The sequence below is a fragment of the Herbaspirillum frisingense genome (assembly GCF_047325095.1).
In the GTDB taxonomy this organism is placed as follows: Bacteria; Pseudomonadota; Gammaproteobacteria; order Burkholderiales; family Burkholderiaceae_D; genus Herbaspirillum; species Herbaspirillum frisingense.
Genome location: NZ_CP168558.1, coordinates 2,170,038 through 2,190,690, shown reverse-complemented (window position 1 = coordinate 2,190,690; position 20,653 = coordinate 2,170,038). Strand labels below are relative to the sequence as shown.

Below are 20,653 nucleotides of genomic sequence, written 5' to 3'. Positions count from 1 at the left end.
TTGTGGCCCTTTAAATATCAGGAAAATACAGATTCGTCGTTCAGTTGGCGGCTGGATCGCAGCAAGGCTGCCACATCGACAATCAGGGCGACGCCGCCGTCGCCCAGAATGGTTGCTCCGGAAATGCCGGCGACCTTCCGATAGTTGGATTCCAGATTCTTGACAACGATCTGCTGTTGTCCGATCAGGTCATCCACGAAAAGTGCTGCCTTCTTTCCGTCTGACTCCAAAATGACCACCAATCCTTGCGAGGGATCGGTGAAGGAGGGTTCGATGTTGAAAATCTGATAAAGCGGGATCAGGGGCAGGTATTCGCCGCGTACGCGCAGCACCTGGCCCTGACCGGAAATCTCTTTGATATCTTGCGCCAATGGCTGCAAAGATTCAACCACATATCCCAGCGGCAATATGTAGACTTCTTCACCAATCCGGATCGACATGCCGTCCAGGATGGCCAGCGTCAGCGGCAGCGAGATCGAGATGGTGGTGCCAAAGCCCTTGCTGGAGCGGATATCCACCGCCCCACCCATGGCCAGGATGTTGCGCTTGACCACATCCATGCCCACGCCACGTCCCGACACGTCGGTCACCTGCTCGGCGGTAGAGAAACCGGGCTCGAAGATCAGCTGCCAGACCTCGGCGTCCGACAGGTTGTCGGTCACTGGCATGCCCTGCTGCTTGGCCTTGGCCAGGATCTTGTCGCGGTTCAGGCCACCACCGTCGTCGGTGACCTCGATGATGATGTTGCCGCCCTGATGTTCGGCAGACAGGGATAGCACCCCTGCCTCACTCTTGCCGGCGCTGCGACGGGCATCCGGCAGTTCGATACCGTGGTCGATGCTGTTGCGCACCAGGTGCGTGAGCGGATCGACGATACGTTCGATCAGGCCCTTGTCCAGTTCGGTCGCGGCGCCATGGGTGACGAATTCGACCTGCTTGCCAAGCTTGTGCGCCAGATCGCGCACCATGCGCGGGAAGCGCGAAAACACGTAGTCCATGGGCATCATGCGGATCGACATCACCGATTCCTGCAGATCCCGGGTATTGCGGCTCAACTGGCTGACGCTGTTGAGCAGGTGCTCATGCTGCATCGGATCCAGCTTGCCGACACGCTGCTCGATCATGGCCTGGGTGATCACCAGTTCGCCAACCAGATTGATCAGTTGGTCGACCTTTTCGATGCTCACACGGATCGACGAGGATTCCGGTCCCTGGGCGGCGCCCCCCTTGGCGGATTTCTTTTCCGAGGAGGCATGCTCGCCATGCAGATGGGCGTCGTCGTGATGGCCGTTGGCACCATTGGTGCCATGGGCGGCGGCAGCGTGGGCGCTCTCCGGCTCAGGCTTCTTGGCGCTGATGTCCAGCGGCACGAAGGGAGCGAAGAAGCCGTAGCCCTGCTCGCGCTCCTTGTCTTCCACGGTGGTCTGGTTGTCGAAGAAACCGTAGCCCTGGGCGCGTTCGCGCTCTTCCTGGGTCACGAAGTTATCGAAGAAACCATAGCCGCGCTCTTCATCGGCGGTCTTGCCGGGATCCACAGCCTGCGAAATCTTCAGATCGGCCACATTGACGATGAAGGCGCAGATGGCGACCACGTCATCGATCGGTTCGGCCGTATCGAGAATGAAGACCCAGTTTCCTTCGGCAGACTTGGTCTTTTCAATCTTGCCCAGCATGGACAGCTCGTCGGCCAGCGCCTCGGCGTCCTTGTCGGCGATGACCGGCATCTCCAGCCGATAGCGACGGGCGCCGTCGGGGCCCACCATGGCTGCGGCCGCGGCCGCAGCCGGTCCTGCAGCAGCAGCCCTGGGAGTGCTCGTGCTGGAGCTTTTGCCCTGCGACAGGGCTTCGAGCAGCATGCGTACATCACCCACGGCATCCTGATCCACCTCGGCGCCATGCTTGTGGCCATCGAGCATGGACTTCAATACATCCTTGGCCGCCAGGAAGGCGTCCACATGTTCCGCGGTCAGGGCCATCTGGCCCTGGCGGATACGGTCCAGCAGCGACTCCAGTACGTGCGTGACCTCGGCGATGTCGGTCAGACCGAAGGTCGACGAGCCGCCCTTGATGGAATGCGCGGCACGGAACACGGCATTGAGGTCCTCCGGATCGGGCGAGGCCACATTGACGGCCAACAACAGCTTTTCCATTTCCGCGAGCCCTTCCTCGGCCTCGTCGAAAAAGACCTGGAAAAACTGGCTCATATCAATGCTCATGCCTGGGCTCCATGCTGGATGCGGTTCGTGTCGTTCTTGTTATCCCGGCAAGATCAGCCGATCACCTTGCGCACTACCTCGGTCAGGCGCTGCGGGTCAAAGGGCTTGACCAGCCAGCCATTGGCGCCGGCCGCCTTGCCCTTGGCCTTCATCTCGTCACTGAACTCGGTGGTCAGCATCAGGATCGGCACCCGCGCATAGCTGGTCAGCTCGCGCAGTGAGCGGATCAGGGTCAGGCCATCCATGCGTGGCATGTTCTGGTCGGTCAGGACCAGGTCGAAGGTATGCGTCTTGGCCTTTTCCAGCGCGTCCACGCCGTCAACCGCTTCGGTCACGTTGTAACCCGCAGCCTTCAGACTGAATACCACCATCTGGCGCAGTGACCCGGAATCATCTACTGCGAGAATCGTTTTGGACATCGTTACTCCCTGTTTCTTCAATAAGGCTCATGCGCATGTGCATTATGCCGCAGCTCCGGCCGCCGACCTATTGCCCTGCGCCCGGCCGGAATGACCTAGTTCAATCTTGACCCACTCAGCCCGCAAAGGCTTAGAACAACTCGATATCGCCGCTTTCCATGCGTGTCTGGCGCACCGCTTTCCACAGCCCGGTATCGAGCACGGTCAGCCGCTCCTCCATCGCCTGCACGGTGCTGGCCAGCAGCTCCCTGAGTTCCTCGTCGGTCTGCCCCTGCTCCGGTACGATCTCGAAACTGTTGGCGCTCAACACCCCCAGCGCTTCACGCAGGCCGATCACGCGCCGCACGATACGCTCCAGCAGCTGGCTGGTCATGTCCTGGAACTGCAGACCGGTGACCGCCGCGTTCACATGGTGGCTGACCTGCGCCTGGGTCGCCTTGAGCTGTTCGATACTCTCGCTGTCGAACTCGCCCGTGCCATTCATCAGTCCCTCGAGGATGGTCTGCTGGGTCTGCACAGAACGGTGCAGCTCCATGAAACTGGTACCCAGCTTGCCGATGGCTTCGCCCAGAAGGATGTTGGTCTGGACCAGGTCCGACTCCACTTCCGTCAATTGGCGGCTGCCGCCGCTGGCAGTATCGAGCAACAAGCGCTTGAGCTCCTGCAGCATGGTCTTGGTCGGCATATCCAGCTCTCTTCCCCTGTTCAGTTGGAACACTTCTGCTTCAATGGCAAATCCCTGCCCGACACGCCTGCCTCAGTTCTTGGGCGGCGCGGTCAAACCCTGCTGAATGTCGTCATCGCTGGCGTCGGTGGGCACGTTCAGCGAGCCACTATCCTTCTCGACCAGTTCCTCGGCCTTCTTGTTCATGACGATGATGCTGATGCGACGGTTGATGGGGTTGAACGGATCTTCCTTGTCCAGCAGCACCGCCGAGGACAGGCCCACCACCCGCAGCACCTTGGATTCGTCCATGCCACCGGTGATCAGCTCGCGGCGCGATGCATTGGCGCGGTCGGCCGACAGTTCCCAGTTGCTGTAGCCCTTCTCGCCACGGGAATACGGCGTGGCATCGGTATGCCCGGACAGGCTGATCTTGTTGGGGACATCGTTCAGGGTGCGTCCGATCTCGTGCAGGATTTCCTTGGTATAGGGCTGCAACTGGGCGCTGGCCAGGGCGAACATGGGACGGTTCTTCTCGTCCACGATCTGGATGCGCAGGCCTTCAGAGGTGATGTCGATCAACAGCTGGTTCTTGAACTGCTTCAGCGTCGGATTGGAATCGATGGCCTTTTCCAGGCGCGACTTCAGTTGCTCCAGGCGCGAACGCTCGGCACGCTCCAGTTCCTGCTGGGCCTGCTTGAGGGTCTGCTTGCGGGTGACCACATCGTTCTCGCCCTTGCGCAACTGGCCGTCCTGGCGGGTCAGGTCCTTGCCGCCGCCTGGCAGCACCGTATTGGCGTCGCCGCTACCGGAGCCGCCGGCCATGGCGACCTTCAGCGGGGTCTTGAAATATTCGGCGATGCCGTTCAGGTCGCCCTTGGCAGTCGAACCCAGCAGCCACATCAGCAGGAAGAACGCCATCATCGCAGTCACGAAGTCGGCGTACGCGATCTTCCAGGCGCCGCCGTGGTGACCACCGCCGCCCTTCTTGATCCGCTTAACGATTATGGGACGTAGCCCTTCGTCGGCCATGCCTTACTCCTGCTCAATGCTGATGTCTGTGTGAATCGATGCGCGTACCATCCGCCAATCCGCCAATCCGCCAACGGCAGGATTACTTGCTCTTGGCCTGCTTGACGTGCTCTTCCAGTTCCAGGAAGGTCGGACGTTCGGTCGAGAACAGGACCTTGCGGCCGAATTCGATCGACAGCGCCGGCGCGTAGCCATTCAGGCTGGCCAGCAGCGTCACCTTCACGCACTGGTAGATCTTGGTCGATTCGTGCAGCTTCTGTTCCAGCAGGCTGGACAGCGGGCCCACGAAACCGTAGGCCAGCAGAATACCGAGGAAGGTACCCACCAGCGCGTGCGCAATGAGCATGCCCAGCTCGGACGGCGGAATACCCACCGATTCCATGGTGTGCACCACCCCCATCACCGCGGCCACGATACCGAAGGCCGGCATGCCGTCACCCAGCTTGGCGATGCAGTGCACCGGAATCTCACCCTCGTGGTGGTGGGTCTCGATTTCGTTGTCCATCAGGTTTTCGATCTGGAACGCATCCATGTTGCCCGACACCATCAGGCGCAGGTAGTCGGTCATGAACTCGATCAGGTGATGGTCGGCCAGCACGCCGGGGTACTTGCTGAAGATGGGGCTGCTTTCCGGCTCTTCGATGTCACCTTCGATGGACATCAGGCCTTCCTTGCGAGACTTGGTCAGGATCTCGAACAGCAGCGCCATCAGCTCCATGTACAGCGCTTTGGTGTAGGTCGAGCCCTTGAGGACAGTCGGCAAGGCCTTCATCGTGGCCTTGATCGCCTTGCCGTTGTTACCCACCAGGAACGCGCCACCCGCGGCGCCGCCGATCATCAGCAGTTCAAGTGGCTGAAACAGCGCCCCCAGATGGCCGCCGGACAGGGCAAAGCCGCCGAAGACGGAGCCCATGACAATGACATATCCGATAATGACTAACAAAGTGCCTGCTCCCGTCCCAGTGGCGTTGCATGTATTTTCACGTTCGTCAGATTACAGGTATTCCAATCAAGCAAATGAGGGAATACATATCCGAAAAACGCCCTTCCTTTTCGATTTACGGCTCAATCCGGGCAAACTTGATACGTCGCGTCTCGCATTGCGTCACTTTATGCACTCACATGCGCCAGCCATGCAGCACCGGCCCGCGCCCCTCGGGCTGGATCACCAGGTCCGGCGTGGTCCCCGGAATATGGAATTCGTAACTCAGCAACAGCGTCCCCGGCCGCATTTCGGCCCGGGCCTTGTGCCACAGGGCCAGCATGGCGGCCGGCGAAAGATAGGCGAACACCACGTCGTACTCTGCGAAATCGAGCAACAGATAGTCGCCCCGCACGAAGCGGCAGCGATTGCCCGCCAGCGCCGCGCGCAGGCGGCTCACCAGCCAGGGCAAGGGCGCGATCTCGATGCCGGTGAATTCACTTTCTGGCCGACGATGCGAAAGATCCAGCACCGCGCCACCCAGGCCGCTGCCGATATCCATGAAGCGGATCGCCCGTCCCTGGGGCAACAAGGCGGCCACCGCATCCCAGGCATTGCGGCCGGAGGGATAGAACGGCACCTGGCTGCGGAAGGTGGACCAGAACAGCACCAGCATGAACAGGAATACCGCCAGGAACAGCCAGGGCGGCAATTGCAGCCGCCCTACCAGCAGCGCCGCCAGCGGGAACACCAGCAGGATCAGCCACCACCACACGGCCATGCGGCGCAGACGTGCCAGCAGCGCGGCAATCGCACCGTGCAGCACGGAGGTTTGCAAGGGAGAAAAGGGAGAAAGACCGGCGCGCTGGCACAGCACGTCGATCACGTTGGCGCCCACCAGGCCCAACACGAACAGCAGCAAGGCCTGGATCGCCGGCGCCTGCAGCAGTGGCCTGCGGCGGGCGCCGGGGTGGTTCTCTAGGTCAGACATCTAGACAATCGGCCTCATTCTTCCTGGCAGAGTAGCGGCGCCACTGTCACGGTCAAGCGGCCGAACCGCGACCGCATCGACAGCGATGGCGCAGCACTGCGGATCAGGCAACGGCCGCCAGCACCGGCTCGGCGACCATCGGGGCGGAGGCTGCCACCGGCAGGGCTTCCACCAGACCCATGACCACCGCATCCTTGGCCTTCTTGGTCTTGCCAGCACGCGAAGGCATGTGGCACAGGCCGCACAGATAGTCCTGATGCAGGTCCAGTCGATGCACCACGAAGTGGCCGCCGCACTTGCAGCAGGGCGTGGTCATGAGCATCTTGCTTTCGAAGAAGCGCACCAGCGTCCAGGCCCGCGTGAGCGAGAGCACCGGCTCGCCGGCATCGCTCTGACCGACCTGTTCCAGATAGAGCTTGTAGGCCTTCATCACGGCTTCGATGCCGCTGATGCGGGCATGCTCCACCAGATAGCGGTGCACGTTGATGAACAGCGACGAATGGATATTGGGCTGCCAGGTGATGAACCAGTCCGTCGAGAACGGCAGCATGCCCTTGGGCGGCGAGACGCCCTTCAATTCCTTGTACAGCTTCAGCAGGCGCTCGCGCGACAGCGAAGTTTCCGATTCCAGCAACTGGAGGCGCGCCCCCAGGTTGATCAGTTCAATGGCCAACTGAATTTCCTGCGCCTCTGTGACAACGCTCTTTTTAGCCATGGTGCTACCCCCCGGTGATTTCGTAGTGACACTGCCTGACCCCTCTCCATGTGCACAAGGCAGATGGACATCAGGCTGCAAATCCAAGACACAAACTCATTAACTGCTACGGTACGTCTTCCCCTCCGGCGCATTGACCCCTGCCCGCGCCGGTCCTGCTCTTGTCTTGTTGTTTTACGAAATTTGTTCGCTGGGCTGACAGGCCATCAGGATGGCCGCATGCGACTGGGCCAGGCTTTTGTCCTTGTTGTAATTGGTGAGCATGCCGAGGATGGCACCATCGTCGAAACGGAAGCGCGTCAACATCATGTTGGTCGCGGCCAGTTTCATGATCTGGGCATTGGACAAACCCTCGATCAGATCGGCGATCTCTGCGCTGATACCCAGCCGGAAGATTGCGGTCGGCTTGTCCTGACGGATCATCTGCTGTGCCAGCATCAGATAGCTCAGGTTGGCATCGCGGATCTCCGCCATCATGTCGTTGGTATTCATTTGCACCCCACCTCGGTAAGAACTCCATACTGCTCTGTGCTGCTCTCGGCTGCATTGAGCTGCTTACAATCGCTTACATTTACTTGACTGCAAGCCAATTCTGAGGGGGGGCGGACAGGCGGGAAATTAGACTTGATCGGTATTTTTCGTCCGAAACAAAACCAGCAGGCTTGTCAGACTTTGTCTTACAAGAAGACCTATTTCCCCTGCAGTTTTGATGCCAGGGAAATGAACAGCCAGAGTCCTTGCGACTTCCAGCGACAATCAGGAATTTCCTGATCAAAAGGTTTCTTGACCGAAATGGCTCAACAAAATTGACACCAAAGCAACAAAATAAATTGTAAATTTTGGCGGTTTTCTTGTGCCATGTTGCTGTGTAACGACTAGCTCAGCCGCATTTCTTCTTCGACTGCCGAGCTAAACTGTAGTTTCCTTCAACACGGGGCCGCAGAAAAATTGCAATGTTTTACGCGGTCTGACATCTTTTGCGCCACTGGACGAGAAAATGCGAAGCGGCCCAGCGGTATGAGGATGCCGTATCAAGAATGACTAGCATTTTATGACCGCCTCCTTCGCACCAAAACGAGAAACAGAGGCAACATTTACCTTTATTCAATTTCTGGACGGCAAACCCGGTGCAGACACCCCGCGCCGGGTTGGCTCGACGCTTACATGCGTGCCAGGGCCTGTTCGATATCGGCGATGAGATCTTCCGGCGCCTCCAGGCCGATGTTGAAGCGCACCAGCTGCCCTTCTCGCATCCAGTCCCGACGCATGCCCCGCATCCGGTATGGCACGCACAGGCTGTGTGCACCGCCCCAGCTGTAGCCGATCTTGAACAGGCGCAGGCTGTCGACAAAGCGGTCGGTCTGCTCTTCCACGTAGCGCGGATCGAAGATCACCGAGAACAGGCCGCCTGCGCCGGTGAAGTCTCGCTTCCAGTGCGCATGGCCGGGGCAATCCTCGAAGGCCGGGTGCAGCACCGAGACGATCTCCGGGCGCTGCTTCAACCACGTCGCCACCTTGCGCGCGGCCGCATCGTGTGCCTCGAAGCGCAGGCGCATCGAGGACAGGCTGCGCAGCACCAGATAGACGTCGTCCATGCCCACGCCGAACCCCAGGCGCATGTGCGCCAGCTCCAGCTTTTCATTGAGGGCCTGGTCGCGCACCACCACCGCGCCCATCAGCACATCAGAACCCCCGGACTGGTACTTGGTGACGGCTTGCATGACGATGTCCACGCCATGCTCGAAGGCCTTGAAGGCCAGGCCGGCGGACCAGGTATTGTCGATCGCCACCAGCACGCCCCTGGCGTGGGCCGCCCGGCACAGCGCCGGAATATCCGGCACTTCCATCGATACCGAACCCGGTGCCTCGGTCCACACCAGACGGGTATTGGGCATGATCAGGTCGGCCAGACCCTCACCGATCATCGGGTCATAGAATCGCGCCGTGATCTGGAAATCACGCTCCAGCCACTGGCCCAGGTCCTTGCTGGGCCCGTAGACGTTGTCCGGCAGGAGCACATCGTCGCCACTCTTGAGGAAGGCAAAGTTGACCATGGCGATGGCGGCCAGCCCGCTGGGCGTAACACGACAGTAATTGCCGCCCTCGATCTCGGCCAGCCGGGCCTCCAGCACGAAACTGGTGGGCGTGCCGTGCAGGCCATAGGTATAGCCCAGCTTTTCGCGCCAGTCGCGCGAGCGCATCGCCTCGACGTTGGGGAATACCACCGTGGAAGCGTGATGGATGCCCACCGGGAAGGCCTCGAAACCGTCAGGGGCGCGATAGCTGCTGTGGATCAGGGAAGTTTGCGGCGTGAGAGAAGTCTCTTTGGGGTCGGACACGATTCTGCCTCTGAAAACGAGACGCGCAGCGAAAGGCTGCGCGCAAAGGCATCACTATACGCGCAGCCTGCCGACACCGAAAGCCGGCGTCAGCAAATCACGCGATCAAGGGTTCGGAGACGATCAGCCCGGCCTCAGGGCAGTTGCAACGCGAATGGCTTGATGACGGCACCATCGGCACTGGACCAGGTACCGGTGATGGACTGGCCCTGCCGATGCCCTTCCCACTGGCCCGACACATCCTTGCCATTGACTGATTCTTCCATGATGAAATCATCGCCATCGACCTCACCGGCAACCAGGATCTCAGGCGATCCGCCAAAGAAGAAGTAACGCCCTTCCAGGCCGTCCTCGTTCTTCTTCGGTTGCAGCGAAAGCTGGATGTCGCGCCCGTCGATCTGACCACGCAGCACCAGCGCATGGGTCATCAGCAGCTGTTGCAGCGAACCCTCCGGAGCGCTGGCGGCCGGTCCTGGCCTGGCGGCCCAGGTCGATGCCGGCATGAGGACCGAGCAGGACAGCGCCGCCACCAGCAGGCTGCGCATCAGCAAACGCTGCGCCTTCACTCGGCCGCGCCCCACAGGTCGTGAGCATCGGCGGCGGTAATGCGCACGTCCACGAACTGGCCCACTTCCAGCTTGCGATGCGGCTCGAAAGGTGGCTTCACATAGACCACGCCGTCGATTTCCGGCGCATCGGAATAGGTGCGGCCGGTACCGCCGTTGCGGTCCACCTCGTCGATCAGCACGCGCAGGGTCTTGCCGACCTTGGCCTGCAGGCGCTTCTTGGAAATCTCTTCCTGCAATTGCATGACGCGGCCGCGACGTTCTTCGCGCACCTCTTCCGGGACCGGATTGGCGAGCTCGTTGGCGGTCGCGCCTTCCACCGGCGAATAGGCAAAGCAGCCCAGGCGATCGATCTCGGCTTCCTTGAGGAAGTCCAGCAGGTATTCGAACTCCGCTTCGGTCTCGCCAGGGAACCCGGCGATGAAGGTGGAACGGATCGTGATATCCGGGCACATGGCGCGCCAGGCCTGGATGCGTTCGATGTTCTTTTCGCCGTTGGCCGGGCGCTTCATGCGCTTGAGCACATCCGGATGGGCATGCTGCAGCGGCACGTCCAGGTAAGGCAGGATCTTGCCTTCGGCCATCAGCGGGATGATGTGGTCAACGTGCGGATACGGATAGACATAGTGCAGGCGCACCCAGGCACCGTACTGCTGGGCCAGTTCACCCAGCGCACCGACCAGCTGGGTCATGTGGGTCTTGATCGGCTTGCCGTTCCAGAAGCCGGTACGGAACTTCACATCCACACCATAGGCACTGGTGTCTTGCGAGATCACCAGCAATTCCTTGACGCCGGCCTTGAACAGGTTCTCGGCCTCCAGCATCACGTCGGCGATGGGACGCGAGACCAGGTCGCCGCGCATGGAAGGAATGATGCAGAAGCTGCAGCGATGGTTGCAGCCTTCGGAAATCTTCAGGTAGGCGAAATGCTTGGGCGTGAGCTTGACGCCCTGCGGCGGCACCAGGTCGATGAAGGGGGCATGGGGCTTGGGCAGGTGCTTGTGTACCGCCTGCATCACCTCGCCCACCGCGTGCGGACCGGTCACTTCCAAGACCTTGGGGTGAATCTTCTGGATGATGTCGTCGCCCTCGGCGTCCTTCTTGGCGCCCAGGCAGCCGGTGACGATCACCTTGCCGTTTTCGCTCAATGCCTCGCCGATGGCATCCAGCGACTCCTGCACGGCAGCATCGATGAAACCGCAGGTATTGACGATCACCAGATCGGCGCCGTCGTAGGACTTGGCGGTGTCATAGCCTTCGGCCCGCAACTGGGTCAGGATCTGTTCGGAATCGACCAGTGCCTTCGGGCAGCCGAGGGAGACGAAACCGACCTTGGGCAGGGCCGGGCTGGCGGGAGAAGATGGGTTGGACATGGCAGATGGCTCAGTGAGACGGGCCGCAAGCGGCCGAAAATACGGGAAAAAGCGAAAAATGCTTTAAAAATCAGGGCGCTATTGTACATCGTCCGCTCATTTGCGCCTGTTTTCGGGTCATGACCGCCCTGGCAGGCCAGAAAAGCGAAACGGCCCACGCGGGGCCGTCGGTCGGGCAGCTTTCGTTCGGGCCGCTTACTTCTTTTGATCCGGCGGGGTACCGGTGGCGCCGAAGGGGAAGGTTCCGAACATGTTCTTGGTCTGGCTCTGCATCTGCTCCTGCATCTGGATGAACAGGTTCTTGCTCTGCTCGATGTAGTTGCTCATCATGCCCTGCATCATCGGCCCCTGCACGTTCATGAACTGGGTCCACATCTCCGGGCTGAAGGGCTTGCCTTCGTAGAAGCCCTTGGAATTTTCGGCCAGCTTGTTCTGGATATCGATGAAGGTCTGGATGTTCTTTTCCAGATAGTTGCCCATCATGCCCTGCATGGCATGGCCGTAGTAGCGGATGATCTGCGACAGGGCACCGCTGGAGAACATCGGGACACCGTGCGACTCTTCTTCCAGGATGATCTGCAGCAGGATGCTGCGGGTGAGGTCGTCGCCGCTCTTGGCGTCGACCACGGTGAATTCCTCATTGTCCAGCACCAGTTGCTTGACGTCGGTCAAGGTGATGTAGGAACTGGTCTGGGTGTCGTAAAGACGGCGGTTGGGGTACTTCTTGATCAAGCGGTCTGCCGAATTTTTTGCAGTAGTCATCTGAAGTCCAGTCTCTCTCATTGCAGCCGTTGGCCGGCCTTGGTTTGCAGCGGTGCGGGCCGTTTCGATGCGCTCCCGACCCGCGGGCGTCCGGGACATTGATGCTGTCCTCTCCTTGCTTCTTCTACTGTGATGCAGCTTGCGTCGTCCTCGCGACGCGGTCGCAATCCTTTTGCAGGGCAGCAACGCAAGCCATTATAGGGGGGAAGACGCACAATGGGGAGCCCGATCGTGCAGTGCGGAGAAATTCTCCGCCGATGGCCGCAGCAGAGGCAGGCGGACAACCTGCCTGCTGCGGCAAAGGACATCAGCCCATGTACAGGCCGCCGTTGAGGGAGAAGTCCGAACCGGTCGCATAGCCGCCCTCGGAAGAGGCGATCCAGGCCACGATGGAGGCGATTTCCTCCGGCTCGCCCAGACGCTTGACGGGGATGCCGGAGACGATCTTCTCCAGCACTTCCGGGCGGATGGCGCGCACCATGTCGGTACCGACATAGCCCGGCGAGACGGTGTTGACAGTCACGCCCTTGGTCGCCACTTCCTGCGCCAGCGCCATGGTGAAGCCGTGGATGCCGGCCTTGGCGGTGGAATAGTTGGTCTGGCCGAACTGGCCCTTCTGGCCGTTCACCGACGAGATATTGACGATACGACCGAAACCGCGCTCGCACATGCCTTCGATGACCTGTTTGGTGACGTTGAAGAGCGAATTGAGGTTGGTGTCGATGACCGCATCCCAGTCGGCCTTGCTCATCTTGCGGAACTGGCCGTCGCGGGTGATGCCGGCGTTGTTGACCAGCACGTCCACTTCACCGATCTCGGCGCGCACCTTTTCGAACGCCGCCTTGGTGGATTCCCAGTCAGAGACGTTGCCTTCAGAGGCATGGATGTCGAAGCCGTGGCCGCGCATGGTGGCCAGCCAGGAGTCCTTGCGGGTGGAATTGGGGCCGCAGCCGGCCACCACGGTATAGCCGTCCTTGCACAGACGGGTGCAGATGGCGGTCCCGATGCCGCCCATGCCACCGGTCACATATGCGATACGCTTGCTCATTTGCTGCCTCCTATTGGATGGTGATTATTGGGGTTCCAACTGCTGCCTGTTACCCCTGTTTCGGGTCTGCTTTGCGCCGCATTGGTCGGGAGGCCGGGTCTTGCCTGGCTTCCCTGTATTGGTCTGGCCGATGCCGCCGCGGATGCGACGCCGGTCGTCTCTCTCTGTCGGCGGCTCCGGTCTGCCGGATCACCGCCCTCTTTTCATCATTGCCGCCGACTTCTGGGCCTCCCCTGGCCGGCTGGCTGATCCTTCAGGCCACCAGCTGGTCGGCCTTGACCTTGACATAGCGGCCCGGGGCCGGCTCGATGTGCTTGTAGCGGGTCGAACCCGGCGACTTGGGCGCGGCCACCTTGCGTCCGCCATGCTTGGCCAGGAAGGCCGCCCACTCGCCCCACCAGCTGCCGGGATGCTCGGTGGCGCCGGCCAGCCAGGTATCGGCATCGGCGCCGGCACGGGCCTTGTCGTTGGTCCAGTAATTGCGCTTGTTCTTGGAGGCAGGATTGATCACGCCGGCAATGTGTCCCGACGCGCCCAGCACGAAACGGTTGTTGCTGCGTTTGCCGGCGTTGACCAGGTCCAGCGAGGCATAGGCGGATTTCCAGGGCACGATGTGATCATCACGCGAGGCATAGATGAAGGCCGGGGCGCTGATCTTGCGCAGGTCGATCTTCTCGCCGCCCACCGTCAGGCGGCCCGGTTCCTTGAGCGCATTCTCCAGGTACATATGCCGCAGGTAATAGCAGAACATCGGTCCGGGCAGGTTGGTGCTGTCCGCATTCCAGTACAGCAGGTCGAAGGCGCTGGGCTTTTCGCCCTTGAGGTAATTGGATTCGACGTAGTTCCACAGCAGGTCGTTGGGACGCAGGCTGGAGAAGGCGCTGGCAAAATCGCGCCCGGCCATCAGGCCGCGCTGGCCGATCATCTGCTCGCGCAGGGCCAGTTGCATCTCGTCGATATAGACGTCGATGGCACCGGTGTCGGAGAAATCAAGGAAGGTGGTCAACAGCGTCAGGCTGGCCACCGGGTCTTCGCCACGGGCGGCCAAGAGCGCCAGCGCGCAGGACAGCAGCGTGCCGCCCACACAGAACCCGAGGGCATTGATCTGCGGCTGCTTGCTGATTTCCTGGACGATGTGGATGGAACGTGCCACGGCATCATCGACGTAGTTGTCCCAGGTCGCTGCCTCCACCGTCTCGTCGGCATTGCGCCAGGAAATGAGGAACACGGTGTGCCCCTGCTCCACTGTGTAGCGCACCAGCGAATTCTGCGGCTGCAGGTCGAGGATGTAGAACTTGTTGATGCAGGGCGGCACGATCAGTAGCGGCACCGCATGCACGGTCTTGGTCAGCGGCTTGTACTGGATCAGCTGGAACAGCTCGTTCTCGAAGACCACCGACCCCTCGCTGGCGCCGACGTCACGCCCCACTTCGAAGGCGGTCTCGTCGGTCTGCGAGACATGGCCCTTCTGCAGGTCGGCCAGCAATTGCGCGATGCCCTTGGTGAGACTCTCGCCGCGGGTCTCGATGATCTTTTGCTGGGCCACCGGATTGGTCGCCAGGAAGTTGGCCGGTGACATCGCATCAATCATCTGCTGCACTGCAAAACGTAATTTGTGCCGCACCTTATCGGTGCCCTTGACCGCATCGGCCATGGCCAGCAGGAAGCGCGAATTGAGCTGGTAGGCCGCCGCCTGGAACGCGAAGTAGGGATGCTCCTGCCAGGCCGGTGCCGACAGGCGGCGATCGGTGATGGTCGGCGCCTTGGCCGACAGCATCGACTGCCACAGTTCGCCGAACTCGCGGGTGTACTCCTGCTGCAGGCGAACCGCATCGGCGGGGTCGAGCGTGGCGCCCATGTCGCCCAGCTGCCTGGCCAGCAGTGTCGGATCGATCTGACCTGCACCGGGCGGCATGCCTGCCATGCCAGCCATATTGGGCATGGGCGGCAGATGCGACCTGAATTGCTCGAACTGGGATTGGAATTGGGACTGCAGCGAGGTCCAGAACTTCGGATCGGACATCTGTGCCAGCCACGCGGATACATCGGGAGAGGGTTGCTGCGGATTCTGCTTGTTCATGCTCGGATCTGCAATTTTCGCGTATCTTTACGGTTTGTCTCGAAGCGCCATCTCACCATGTATATCGTCGCTATCGCATGGCTCTACGTCGTCTTCATGATGTCGATCACCGAACAGTCAGCGATTGCCGGCATCGCCACTTTCCTGCTGTACGGGATAATTCCCCTGACCATCGTTTTATACCTGATGGGTACGCCGCAACGCAAGCGGAATCGTCAAAATATGAAGAAATTGGCAGCGGCCCGCAAGGAAGACTTGGAACATGACAGTTCCGTGAAACGCGAGTCGCCGTCCGAGCCTGAGGACCGTCACCCTTCCTGAAGAGACTTGACGGCTACTCCATCCGGTGAACAGGAAAACTTAGAAACGGCAGACCGCACGCACCATCATCGTGAACCCACGCGCTATACGGCACACAGGTTTGCGCAGTGCATCATGGGAGCGGACTGCACCGAAAACTTCAGTGCTTGAACTCAGCGCCTGCGGGAACGACGCAGGGCAATCGGTCGGTAACACGGCTTGAGCACGGCCAGCATGTCACGCAGGACGGCCGAGCCTCGCCACGGTGGCGAGACATAGGCCATACGTAACTTCAATCCTTGACTGTCACGTAACTCACAATCAAGCATGGCAATCATGCAGCCATCCAGCCAGGCATAGACATGCACTTCGCCGGGCAACTTCTGCTTCGGCCCCTCGATCCGCCAGGTTGGCGAGGTCATCGTCACCATGGCGCCAGCTCGGTGATGTGCCAGGCCAGATGGAGACCCAGCAGCAGCAAGCCGATGAAAAAGGCGCGCCGGAAGCTGGCTGCACGGACCATGCCGCGCACCCGGGTGCCGATGGCCATTCCCAGCAAAGCCGGCACCAGCACCACCAGCGAGGCCCAGCCTACGCCACCGCTGAAGGCTCCACCCTGCCCCAGGTTGACGGCCAGCGCCAGGGTGGAGACCGTGAAGGACAAGCCCAGCGCCTGGATCAACTGGTCGCGCTGCAAGCCCAGCGCCTGCAGATACGGGACAGCAGGAATCACGAACACGCCGGTGGCCGCCGTCACCAGCCCGGTCAATAGCCCGATGACGGGCGACCACCAGCGCTCCCGCCCGGGCCGTACGCTCGGCGTCCACGCCGCCAGGCCGGCGATGGCATACAGCATCAGTGCCAGGCCCAGGATGACAATGGCATGGCGGCCACCGTCCACTCCCATCAGGCCGCTGCCGGCCAGCGTACCCACCACGATGCCGACCAGCATGCCCCACAGGCGCCGCGCCAGCGCCAGGAAGGCGCCACCGGTGGCCAGCTGCCAGCCATTGGTGACCATCGACGGTAGGATCAGCAAGGCCGCCGCCTGTACCGGCGACATCACCAGGCTCAGCAAACCGATCGCCACCGTCGGCAAGCCCAGGCCGATCACGCCCTTGACGAAGCCGGCCAGCAGGAACACCGCCAGGCTCGCGGCCAGGACGGTGGCATTCATATCGAGGAAGGAAAACAGGCTGGGCATGGCGAAAGGAGAAGTCGAAGGTGCTTGCTACAAGGCGTTCAGTCTGCCAGCCTCGGTCGGCTCTGCAAATGTGGAATACACTTAGGCAGCCTTCGGCCTGGCCGAAGGCACAATCCGGCTTGCCTGCCCCATTTTGCCTGTTGTGGACCTGCGCCCCTCCCCACACTCCACACTTCACACCACACCCTACACACCATGAGCAACCGATTCGAACTATCCGACCTGCGCCTGTTCCTGTATGTGGTCGAGAGTGGCAGCATCACCGCCGGCGCCACCCGCGCCCATATGGCACTGGCATCGGCCAGCGCCCGCATCCGCAATATGGAGGACGCCCTGGGCACGCCCCTGCTGGAGCGCGGCCGACGCGGCGTACAGACCACCGATGCCGGGCGCGCGCTGGCCCACCACGCACGCATGATGGCGCAGCAGATGGAACAGTTGCGTGATGAACTGGGCCAGTACGCGCAGGGCCTGAAGGGGCATATCCGGCTGCTGTGCAACACCTCGGCCATGACCGAATTCCTGCCGGAAGTGCTGGCACGCTTCCTGGCGCGGCATCCGCATACCGATATCGAACTGGAAGAAAAACTGAGCTACGAGGTAGTACAAGCCGTGGTGGACGGGGTGGCCGATGTCGGCATCATCGCCGACTCCACCGACAGTGGCCCGCTGCAGACCTATCCGTTTCGCCAGGATCACCTGGTGGCCGTGCTATCGAAAAAGCATCCGCTGGCCCGCCGCAAGTCGCTGGCCTTCAGCGAGCTGCTGGGCGAGGATTTCATCGGCCTGTCCGGCGACAGCGCCTTGCAACAGCATCTCTCGGGCCACGCCACACGGGCCGGCCGACGGCTGCAATACCGGGTCCGGCTGCGCAGCTTTGACGGCATCTGCCGCATGGTCGAGCATCAGGTGGGCGTGGCGGTGATACCGGAAACAGCGGCCCTGGCCAGCGCCGGCCACATGGATATCCGTGCCATCCCGCTCAGCGACGGCTGGAGTCGCCGCCAATTGCTGATCTGCGTACGCGGACTGGAAGGCATGCCGGGGCATACGCGGGAGCTGATCCAGGCCCTGCAACGCCATCCCTGACGGCGTGCAAAGCACGAGGACCGGAATTATTTCAGCCAGATCAGCGAGGCCATGCGGCCCGTGGTCTTGTCACGCCGGTAGGAGTAGAAGCGTTGATCGGCGACCGTGCACAGGCCACCGCCGCTAACGTCGTGTACCCCGACTGCGGCCAGGCGCTGGCGCGCCAGTTGGTAGATGTCGGCCAGGTACTTGCCGGGGCGACCGGGATAGTCGCGAAAGGCGGCTTCAGCCTCTGGCTGCCGGGCCAGGAAGGCTTCCCGTACCTCGGCCCCGACTTCGAAGTTGTCCGGCCCGATGGCTGGTCCCAGCCAGGCCATGACATCGACCGCGCCGCGCGCGCGCATGGCGGCCACGGTGCGCTCCAGCACGCCGGCCGCCAGCCCGCGCCAGCCTGCATGGGCTGCGCCGACCACGCTGCCGGCGCGGTCGCAGAACAGCACCGGCAGACAATCGGCGGTCATCATCACGCACACCGCGCCGGGCGTCGTGCTGATGCAGCCGTCGGCCTGCGGCTGCGCCGGCAAGTCGGCCGCATCCAGCACCACCACCCCATCCACCTGGCTCAGCCCGGCCGGCTCCTGCGGCAGCAGGCGCCGCAGCAGCGCACGATTACGTGCCACCAGCAAGGGATCATCGGCCACATGCAGGCCCAGGTTCAGGCCAGGGCCACCATGACCATCGTCGTAAGGGGCCGGGCTGTAGCCGCCGGCGCGCAAGGTGGTCATGGCGCCCACGCCAGCAGGCGCCGGCCAGTCGGGGATCAGCAGCTCCATGGAGCGCCCTCCCCGGCCCGCCGGGGCCGCTCAATAGTCATCATCTTCGTCGTCATAGTCGCCGGCCACCGGATCGGGCTGGTCATCCATTTCGGGAATCACCGCCAGAGCCGGATCGATGCCGGCGCGCTGCAGCAGCGCCACGATGTCCTCCGGCAGCGGTGCGGCCCACTGGCGGAACTTGCCGCTACCCGGATGGACCAGACCGAGGCGACCGGCCAGCAGCGCCTGACGCGGGAACACCGGGATCAGGTGATGCTTGCCATACAGCGCATCACCAACCAGGGCAAAGCCCAGCGACTGCAGGTGCACGCGGATCTGGTGGGTGCGCCCGGTTTCCAGGCGGCAATGCACCAGGCTCACCGGCTTGCGATCGATCTCGCCGGTGGCCAGGCGACGGTAATGGGTCACCGCCGGCTTGGCGCGCATGCTCTGCGATACCGCCATCTTGATGCGGTCACGCGGATGGCGCGCCATCGGCGCATTGATGGTGCCGGACAGCTGCGGCAAGCCCCACACCAGCGCCAGATACTGACGCTTCATGCTGCGCGCCTGTAGCTGTCGCACCAGATCGGTCTGCGCCGCCAGCGTCTTGGCCACCACCATCAGGCCGCTGGTCTCCTTGTCCAGCCGGTGCACGATGCCGGCACGCGGCACCTTGGCCAGCGCCGGGCAATGGTGTAACAGACCATTCAGGAGCGTGCCGCTCCAGTTGCCGGCAGCCGGGTGCACCACCAGACCAGCCGGTTTGTTGAGCACGATGATGTACTTGTCTTCATGCAGGATATCCAGCGCCATGGCTTCGGGAGCATAGGGCTGATCGGCCGGGGCCGACTGCGGCGCCACCTCGACCAGCTCATCGCCCAGCATGGTCATCTTGGCCTTGGCGGGGGCACCATCGACGGTGACGTGACCGTCTTCAATCCATTGCTGGATGCGGTTGCGGGAAAATTCGGGCATGAGGCCGGACAGGACCTTGTCCAGCCGCTGGCCGATGACTTCATCGCCCAGGCGCAGGCTCAGGGGCTCCAGGCCAGAGCTGCCATCGTCGTCGGCAGCGGCCTGGCCGTTGTCGTCGTCGAAAGCCTCCTCGGCAGGGAGGTCGGGGGTCATTGGCGTATCGCCATTTGTAATCGGAAGGGGTTTCTTACGTGACATCAGCTATAATCGCCGGATCGGGTTGATTGTATTTCGGGTATCGATGCAGCCGGCTCGGGTAGGCGCACAGCGCCATGCACAACTGATAAGTCCCAGACAAGCACACAAGAGTCATGCACAAAATCTTATTGAAGTTCTTCATCATCGGTTTTGCCCTCTCGCTCACCGCCTGCGGCCTCTTGCCGGAGCAAAAGGATGAGACGGTCGGCTGGTCTGCCTCGAAATTATACTCGGAAGCCAAGGACGAACTGAATGCCGGTGGCTACGAGAAGGCCATCAAGTACTTCGAGAAGCTGGAATCGCGCTACCCCTTCGGTACCTATGCGCAGCAGGCACAGATGGACATCGCCTACGCCTACTACCGCCAGAACGAGCAGGCCCAGGGCCTGGCGGCGGTGGACCGCTTCATCAAGCTGCACCCCAACCATCCCAACGTCGACTACATGTACTACCTGCGTGGCCTGATCAATTTCAATGATCGCACCAGCATCTTCGACACCTTCACCGACCAGGACAACACCGAGCGCGATCCCAAGGCCATGCGTGACGCCTTCGACTCGTTCAAGCTGCTGGCAGAACGTTTCCCGGACAGCAAGTACACCCCGGACGCCATTGCACGCATGAAATACCTGGTCAATGCCATGTCGCAATACGACGTCCACGTGGCCAACTACTACTACCGCCGTGGCGCCTACGTATCGGCGGCCAACCGCGCGCAGGCCGCCATCAAGCAGTATCCGGACTCGCCTGCCAACGAAGAGGCGCTGTTCATCCTGATGCGCTCCTACGAAGCCCTGGGGCAGACCAAGCTGAAGGAAGATACCGAACGCATCATCCAGGCGACCTACCCCAATAGCCCCTGGTACACCGGTGGCCCCAAGCAGAAGGCCAAGCCCTGGTGGAAGGTCTGGTAAGCCAGCTTCACCCCATATAAAAAAACCCTCGCCATGCAGATGGCGAGGGTTTTTTGTTTGCTTGACGTTTCCATCAGGCAAGGCGCTG

At 61.6% G+C, this 20,653-nt stretch carries 21 protein-coding genes; 3 read left to right on the top strand and 18 right to left on the bottom strand.

Annotation, left to right across the window (positions count from 1 at the left end):
• Nucleotides 1–17: 17 nt before the first annotated feature.
• From cheA to phaC, 14 genes are all read right to left on the bottom strand, one after another.
• Nucleotides 18–2,216, bottom strand: a complete 2,199-nt coding sequence (gene cheA / locus ACEOAC_RS10230) for a chemotaxis protein CheA (protein WP_413443377.1) — start codon at nt 2,214–2,216, stop codon at nt 18–20.
• Between the two features lie 53 nt (nt 2,217–2,269).
• A complete protein-coding gene (locus tag ACEOAC_RS10225; RefSeq protein ID WP_006463269.1) occupies nt 2,270–2,635 on the bottom strand; it encodes a response regulator in 366 nt (121 codons plus the stop codon).
• Between the two features lie 130 nt (nt 2,636–2,765).
• Nucleotides 2,766–3,320: a hypothetical protein gene (locus ACEOAC_RS10220; protein ID WP_006463268.1), complete on the bottom strand. Its 555-nt coding sequence runs from the start codon at nt 3,318–3,320 to the stop codon at nt 2,766–2,768.
• 72 nt (nt 3,321–3,392) lie between these two features.
• Nucleotides 3,393–4,331, bottom strand: coding sequence for a flagellar motor protein MotB (gene motB, locus ACEOAC_RS10215; protein WP_077235672.1), 939 nt, complete (start codon nt 4,329–4,331; stop codon nt 3,393–3,395).
• An 82-nt stretch (nt 4,332–4,413) separates the two neighbouring features.
• Nucleotides 4,414–5,274, bottom strand: coding sequence for a flagellar motor stator protein MotA (motA, locus tag ACEOAC_RS10210; protein ID WP_006463266.1), 861 nt, complete (start codon nt 5,272–5,274; stop codon nt 4,414–4,416).
• Between the two features lie 175 nt (nt 5,275–5,449).
• Nucleotides 5,450–6,244: a class I SAM-dependent methyltransferase gene (locus ACEOAC_RS10205; RefSeq protein ID WP_413443376.1), complete on the bottom strand. Its 795-nt coding sequence runs from the start codon at nt 6,242–6,244 to the stop codon at nt 5,450–5,452.
• A gap of 103 nt (nt 6,245–6,347) precedes the next feature.
• On the bottom strand, nt 6,348–6,959 hold the full coding sequence (gene flhC, locus ACEOAC_RS10200) for a flagellar transcriptional regulator FlhC (RefSeq protein ID WP_039875244.1): 612 nt from the start codon (nt 6,957–6,959) through the stop codon (nt 6,348–6,350).
• 174 nt (nt 6,960–7,133) lie between these two features.
• A complete protein-coding gene (gene flhD / locus ACEOAC_RS10195; protein WP_006463263.1) occupies nt 7,134–7,451 on the bottom strand; it encodes a flagellar transcriptional regulator FlhD in 318 nt (105 codons plus the stop codon).
• Between the two features lie 668 nt (nt 7,452–8,119).
• Nucleotides 8,120–9,298 carry a cystathionine beta-lyase gene (locus tag ACEOAC_RS10190; protein WP_241812559.1) on the bottom strand — a complete coding sequence of 393 codons (1,179 nt, stop codon included), beginning with the start codon at nt 9,296–9,298 and terminating at the stop codon, nt 8,120–8,122.
• Between the two features lie 134 nt (nt 9,299–9,432).
• The gene (locus ACEOAC_RS10185) at nt 9,433–9,843 is read right to left on the bottom strand and encodes a hypothetical protein (protein WP_413443385.1); all 411 of its coding nucleotides are present in this window, start codon (nt 9,841–9,843) and stop codon (nt 9,433–9,435) included.
• A 17-nt stretch (nt 9,844–9,860) separates the two neighbouring features.
• A complete protein-coding gene (rimO, locus tag ACEOAC_RS10180; protein ID WP_413443375.1) occupies nt 9,861–11,237 on the bottom strand; it encodes a 30S ribosomal protein S12 methylthiotransferase RimO in 1,377 nt (458 codons plus the stop codon).
• A gap of 195 nt (nt 11,238–11,432) precedes the next feature.
• Complete coding sequence (gene phaR / locus ACEOAC_RS10175; protein ID WP_075258843.1) at nt 11,433–11,999, bottom strand: polyhydroxyalkanoate synthesis repressor PhaR; 567 nt, start codon at nt 11,997–11,999, stop codon at nt 11,433–11,435.
• Nucleotides 12,000–12,306: 307 nt separating this feature from the next.
• Nucleotides 12,307–13,047, bottom strand: coding sequence for a 3-ketoacyl-ACP reductase (locus ACEOAC_RS10170; RefSeq protein ID WP_077238299.1), 741 nt, complete (start codon nt 13,045–13,047; stop codon nt 12,307–12,309).
• A 253-nt stretch (nt 13,048–13,300) separates the two neighbouring features.
• Complete coding sequence (phaC, locus tag ACEOAC_RS10165) at nt 13,301–15,127, bottom strand: class I poly(R)-hydroxyalkanoic acid synthase (RefSeq protein WP_241812561.1); 1,827 nt, start codon at nt 15,125–15,127, stop codon at nt 13,301–13,303.
• A gap of 57 nt (nt 15,128–15,184) precedes the next feature.
• Between phaC and ACEOAC_RS10160 the strand changes: the two genes are divergently transcribed.
• Nucleotides 15,185–15,448 carry a hypothetical protein gene (locus tag ACEOAC_RS10160; protein WP_077238297.1) on the top strand — a complete coding sequence of 88 codons (264 nt, stop codon included), beginning with the start codon at nt 15,185–15,187 and terminating at the stop codon, nt 15,446–15,448.
• A 152-nt stretch (nt 15,449–15,600) separates the two neighbouring features.
• On the opposite strand, the gene ACEOAC_RS10155 is transcribed toward ACEOAC_RS10160, so the two are convergent.
• Nucleotides 15,601–15,858: a hypothetical protein gene (locus ACEOAC_RS10155; RefSeq protein WP_241812563.1), complete on the bottom strand. Its 258-nt coding sequence runs from the start codon at nt 15,856–15,858 to the stop codon at nt 15,601–15,603.
• Nucleotides 15,852–16,631 carry a sulfite exporter TauE/SafE family protein gene (locus ACEOAC_RS10150; protein ID WP_413443374.1) on the bottom strand — a complete coding sequence of 260 codons (780 nt, stop codon included), beginning with the start codon at nt 16,629–16,631 and terminating at the stop codon, nt 15,852–15,854. Before ACEOAC_RS10150 ends, ACEOAC_RS10155 begins: the two co-directional genes overlap by 7 nt.
• Before the next feature lie 195 nt (nt 16,632–16,826).
• On the opposite strand from ACEOAC_RS10150, the gene ACEOAC_RS10145 reads away from it, so the two are divergent.
• Complete coding sequence (locus ACEOAC_RS10145; RefSeq protein WP_241812565.1) at nt 16,827–17,720, top strand: LysR substrate-binding domain-containing protein; 894 nt, start codon at nt 16,827–16,829, stop codon at nt 17,718–17,720.
• A gap of 26 nt (nt 17,721–17,746) precedes the next feature.
• On the opposite strand, the gene pgeF is transcribed toward ACEOAC_RS10145, so the two are convergent.
• On the bottom strand, nt 17,747–18,493 hold the full coding sequence (gene pgeF, locus ACEOAC_RS10140; protein ID WP_413628821.1) for a peptidoglycan editing factor PgeF: 747 nt from the start codon (nt 18,491–18,493) through the stop codon (nt 17,747–17,749).
• A gap of 30 nt (nt 18,494–18,523) precedes the next feature.
• Entirely contained in the window at nt 18,524–19,651 is a 1,128-nt protein-coding gene (locus tag ACEOAC_RS10135) for an RluA family pseudouridine synthase (RefSeq protein ID WP_413445406.1), read from the bottom strand.
• A 113-nt stretch (nt 19,652–19,764) separates the two neighbouring features.
• Here ACEOAC_RS10135 and ACEOAC_RS10130 point away from each other — a divergent pair, with 113 nt between their 5' ends.
• Nucleotides 19,765–20,565 carry an outer membrane protein assembly factor BamD gene (locus tag ACEOAC_RS10130; protein WP_006465670.1) on the top strand — a complete coding sequence of 267 codons (801 nt, stop codon included), beginning with the start codon at nt 19,765–19,767 and terminating at the stop codon, nt 20,563–20,565.
• Nucleotides 20,566–20,653: the final 88 nt, after the last annotated feature.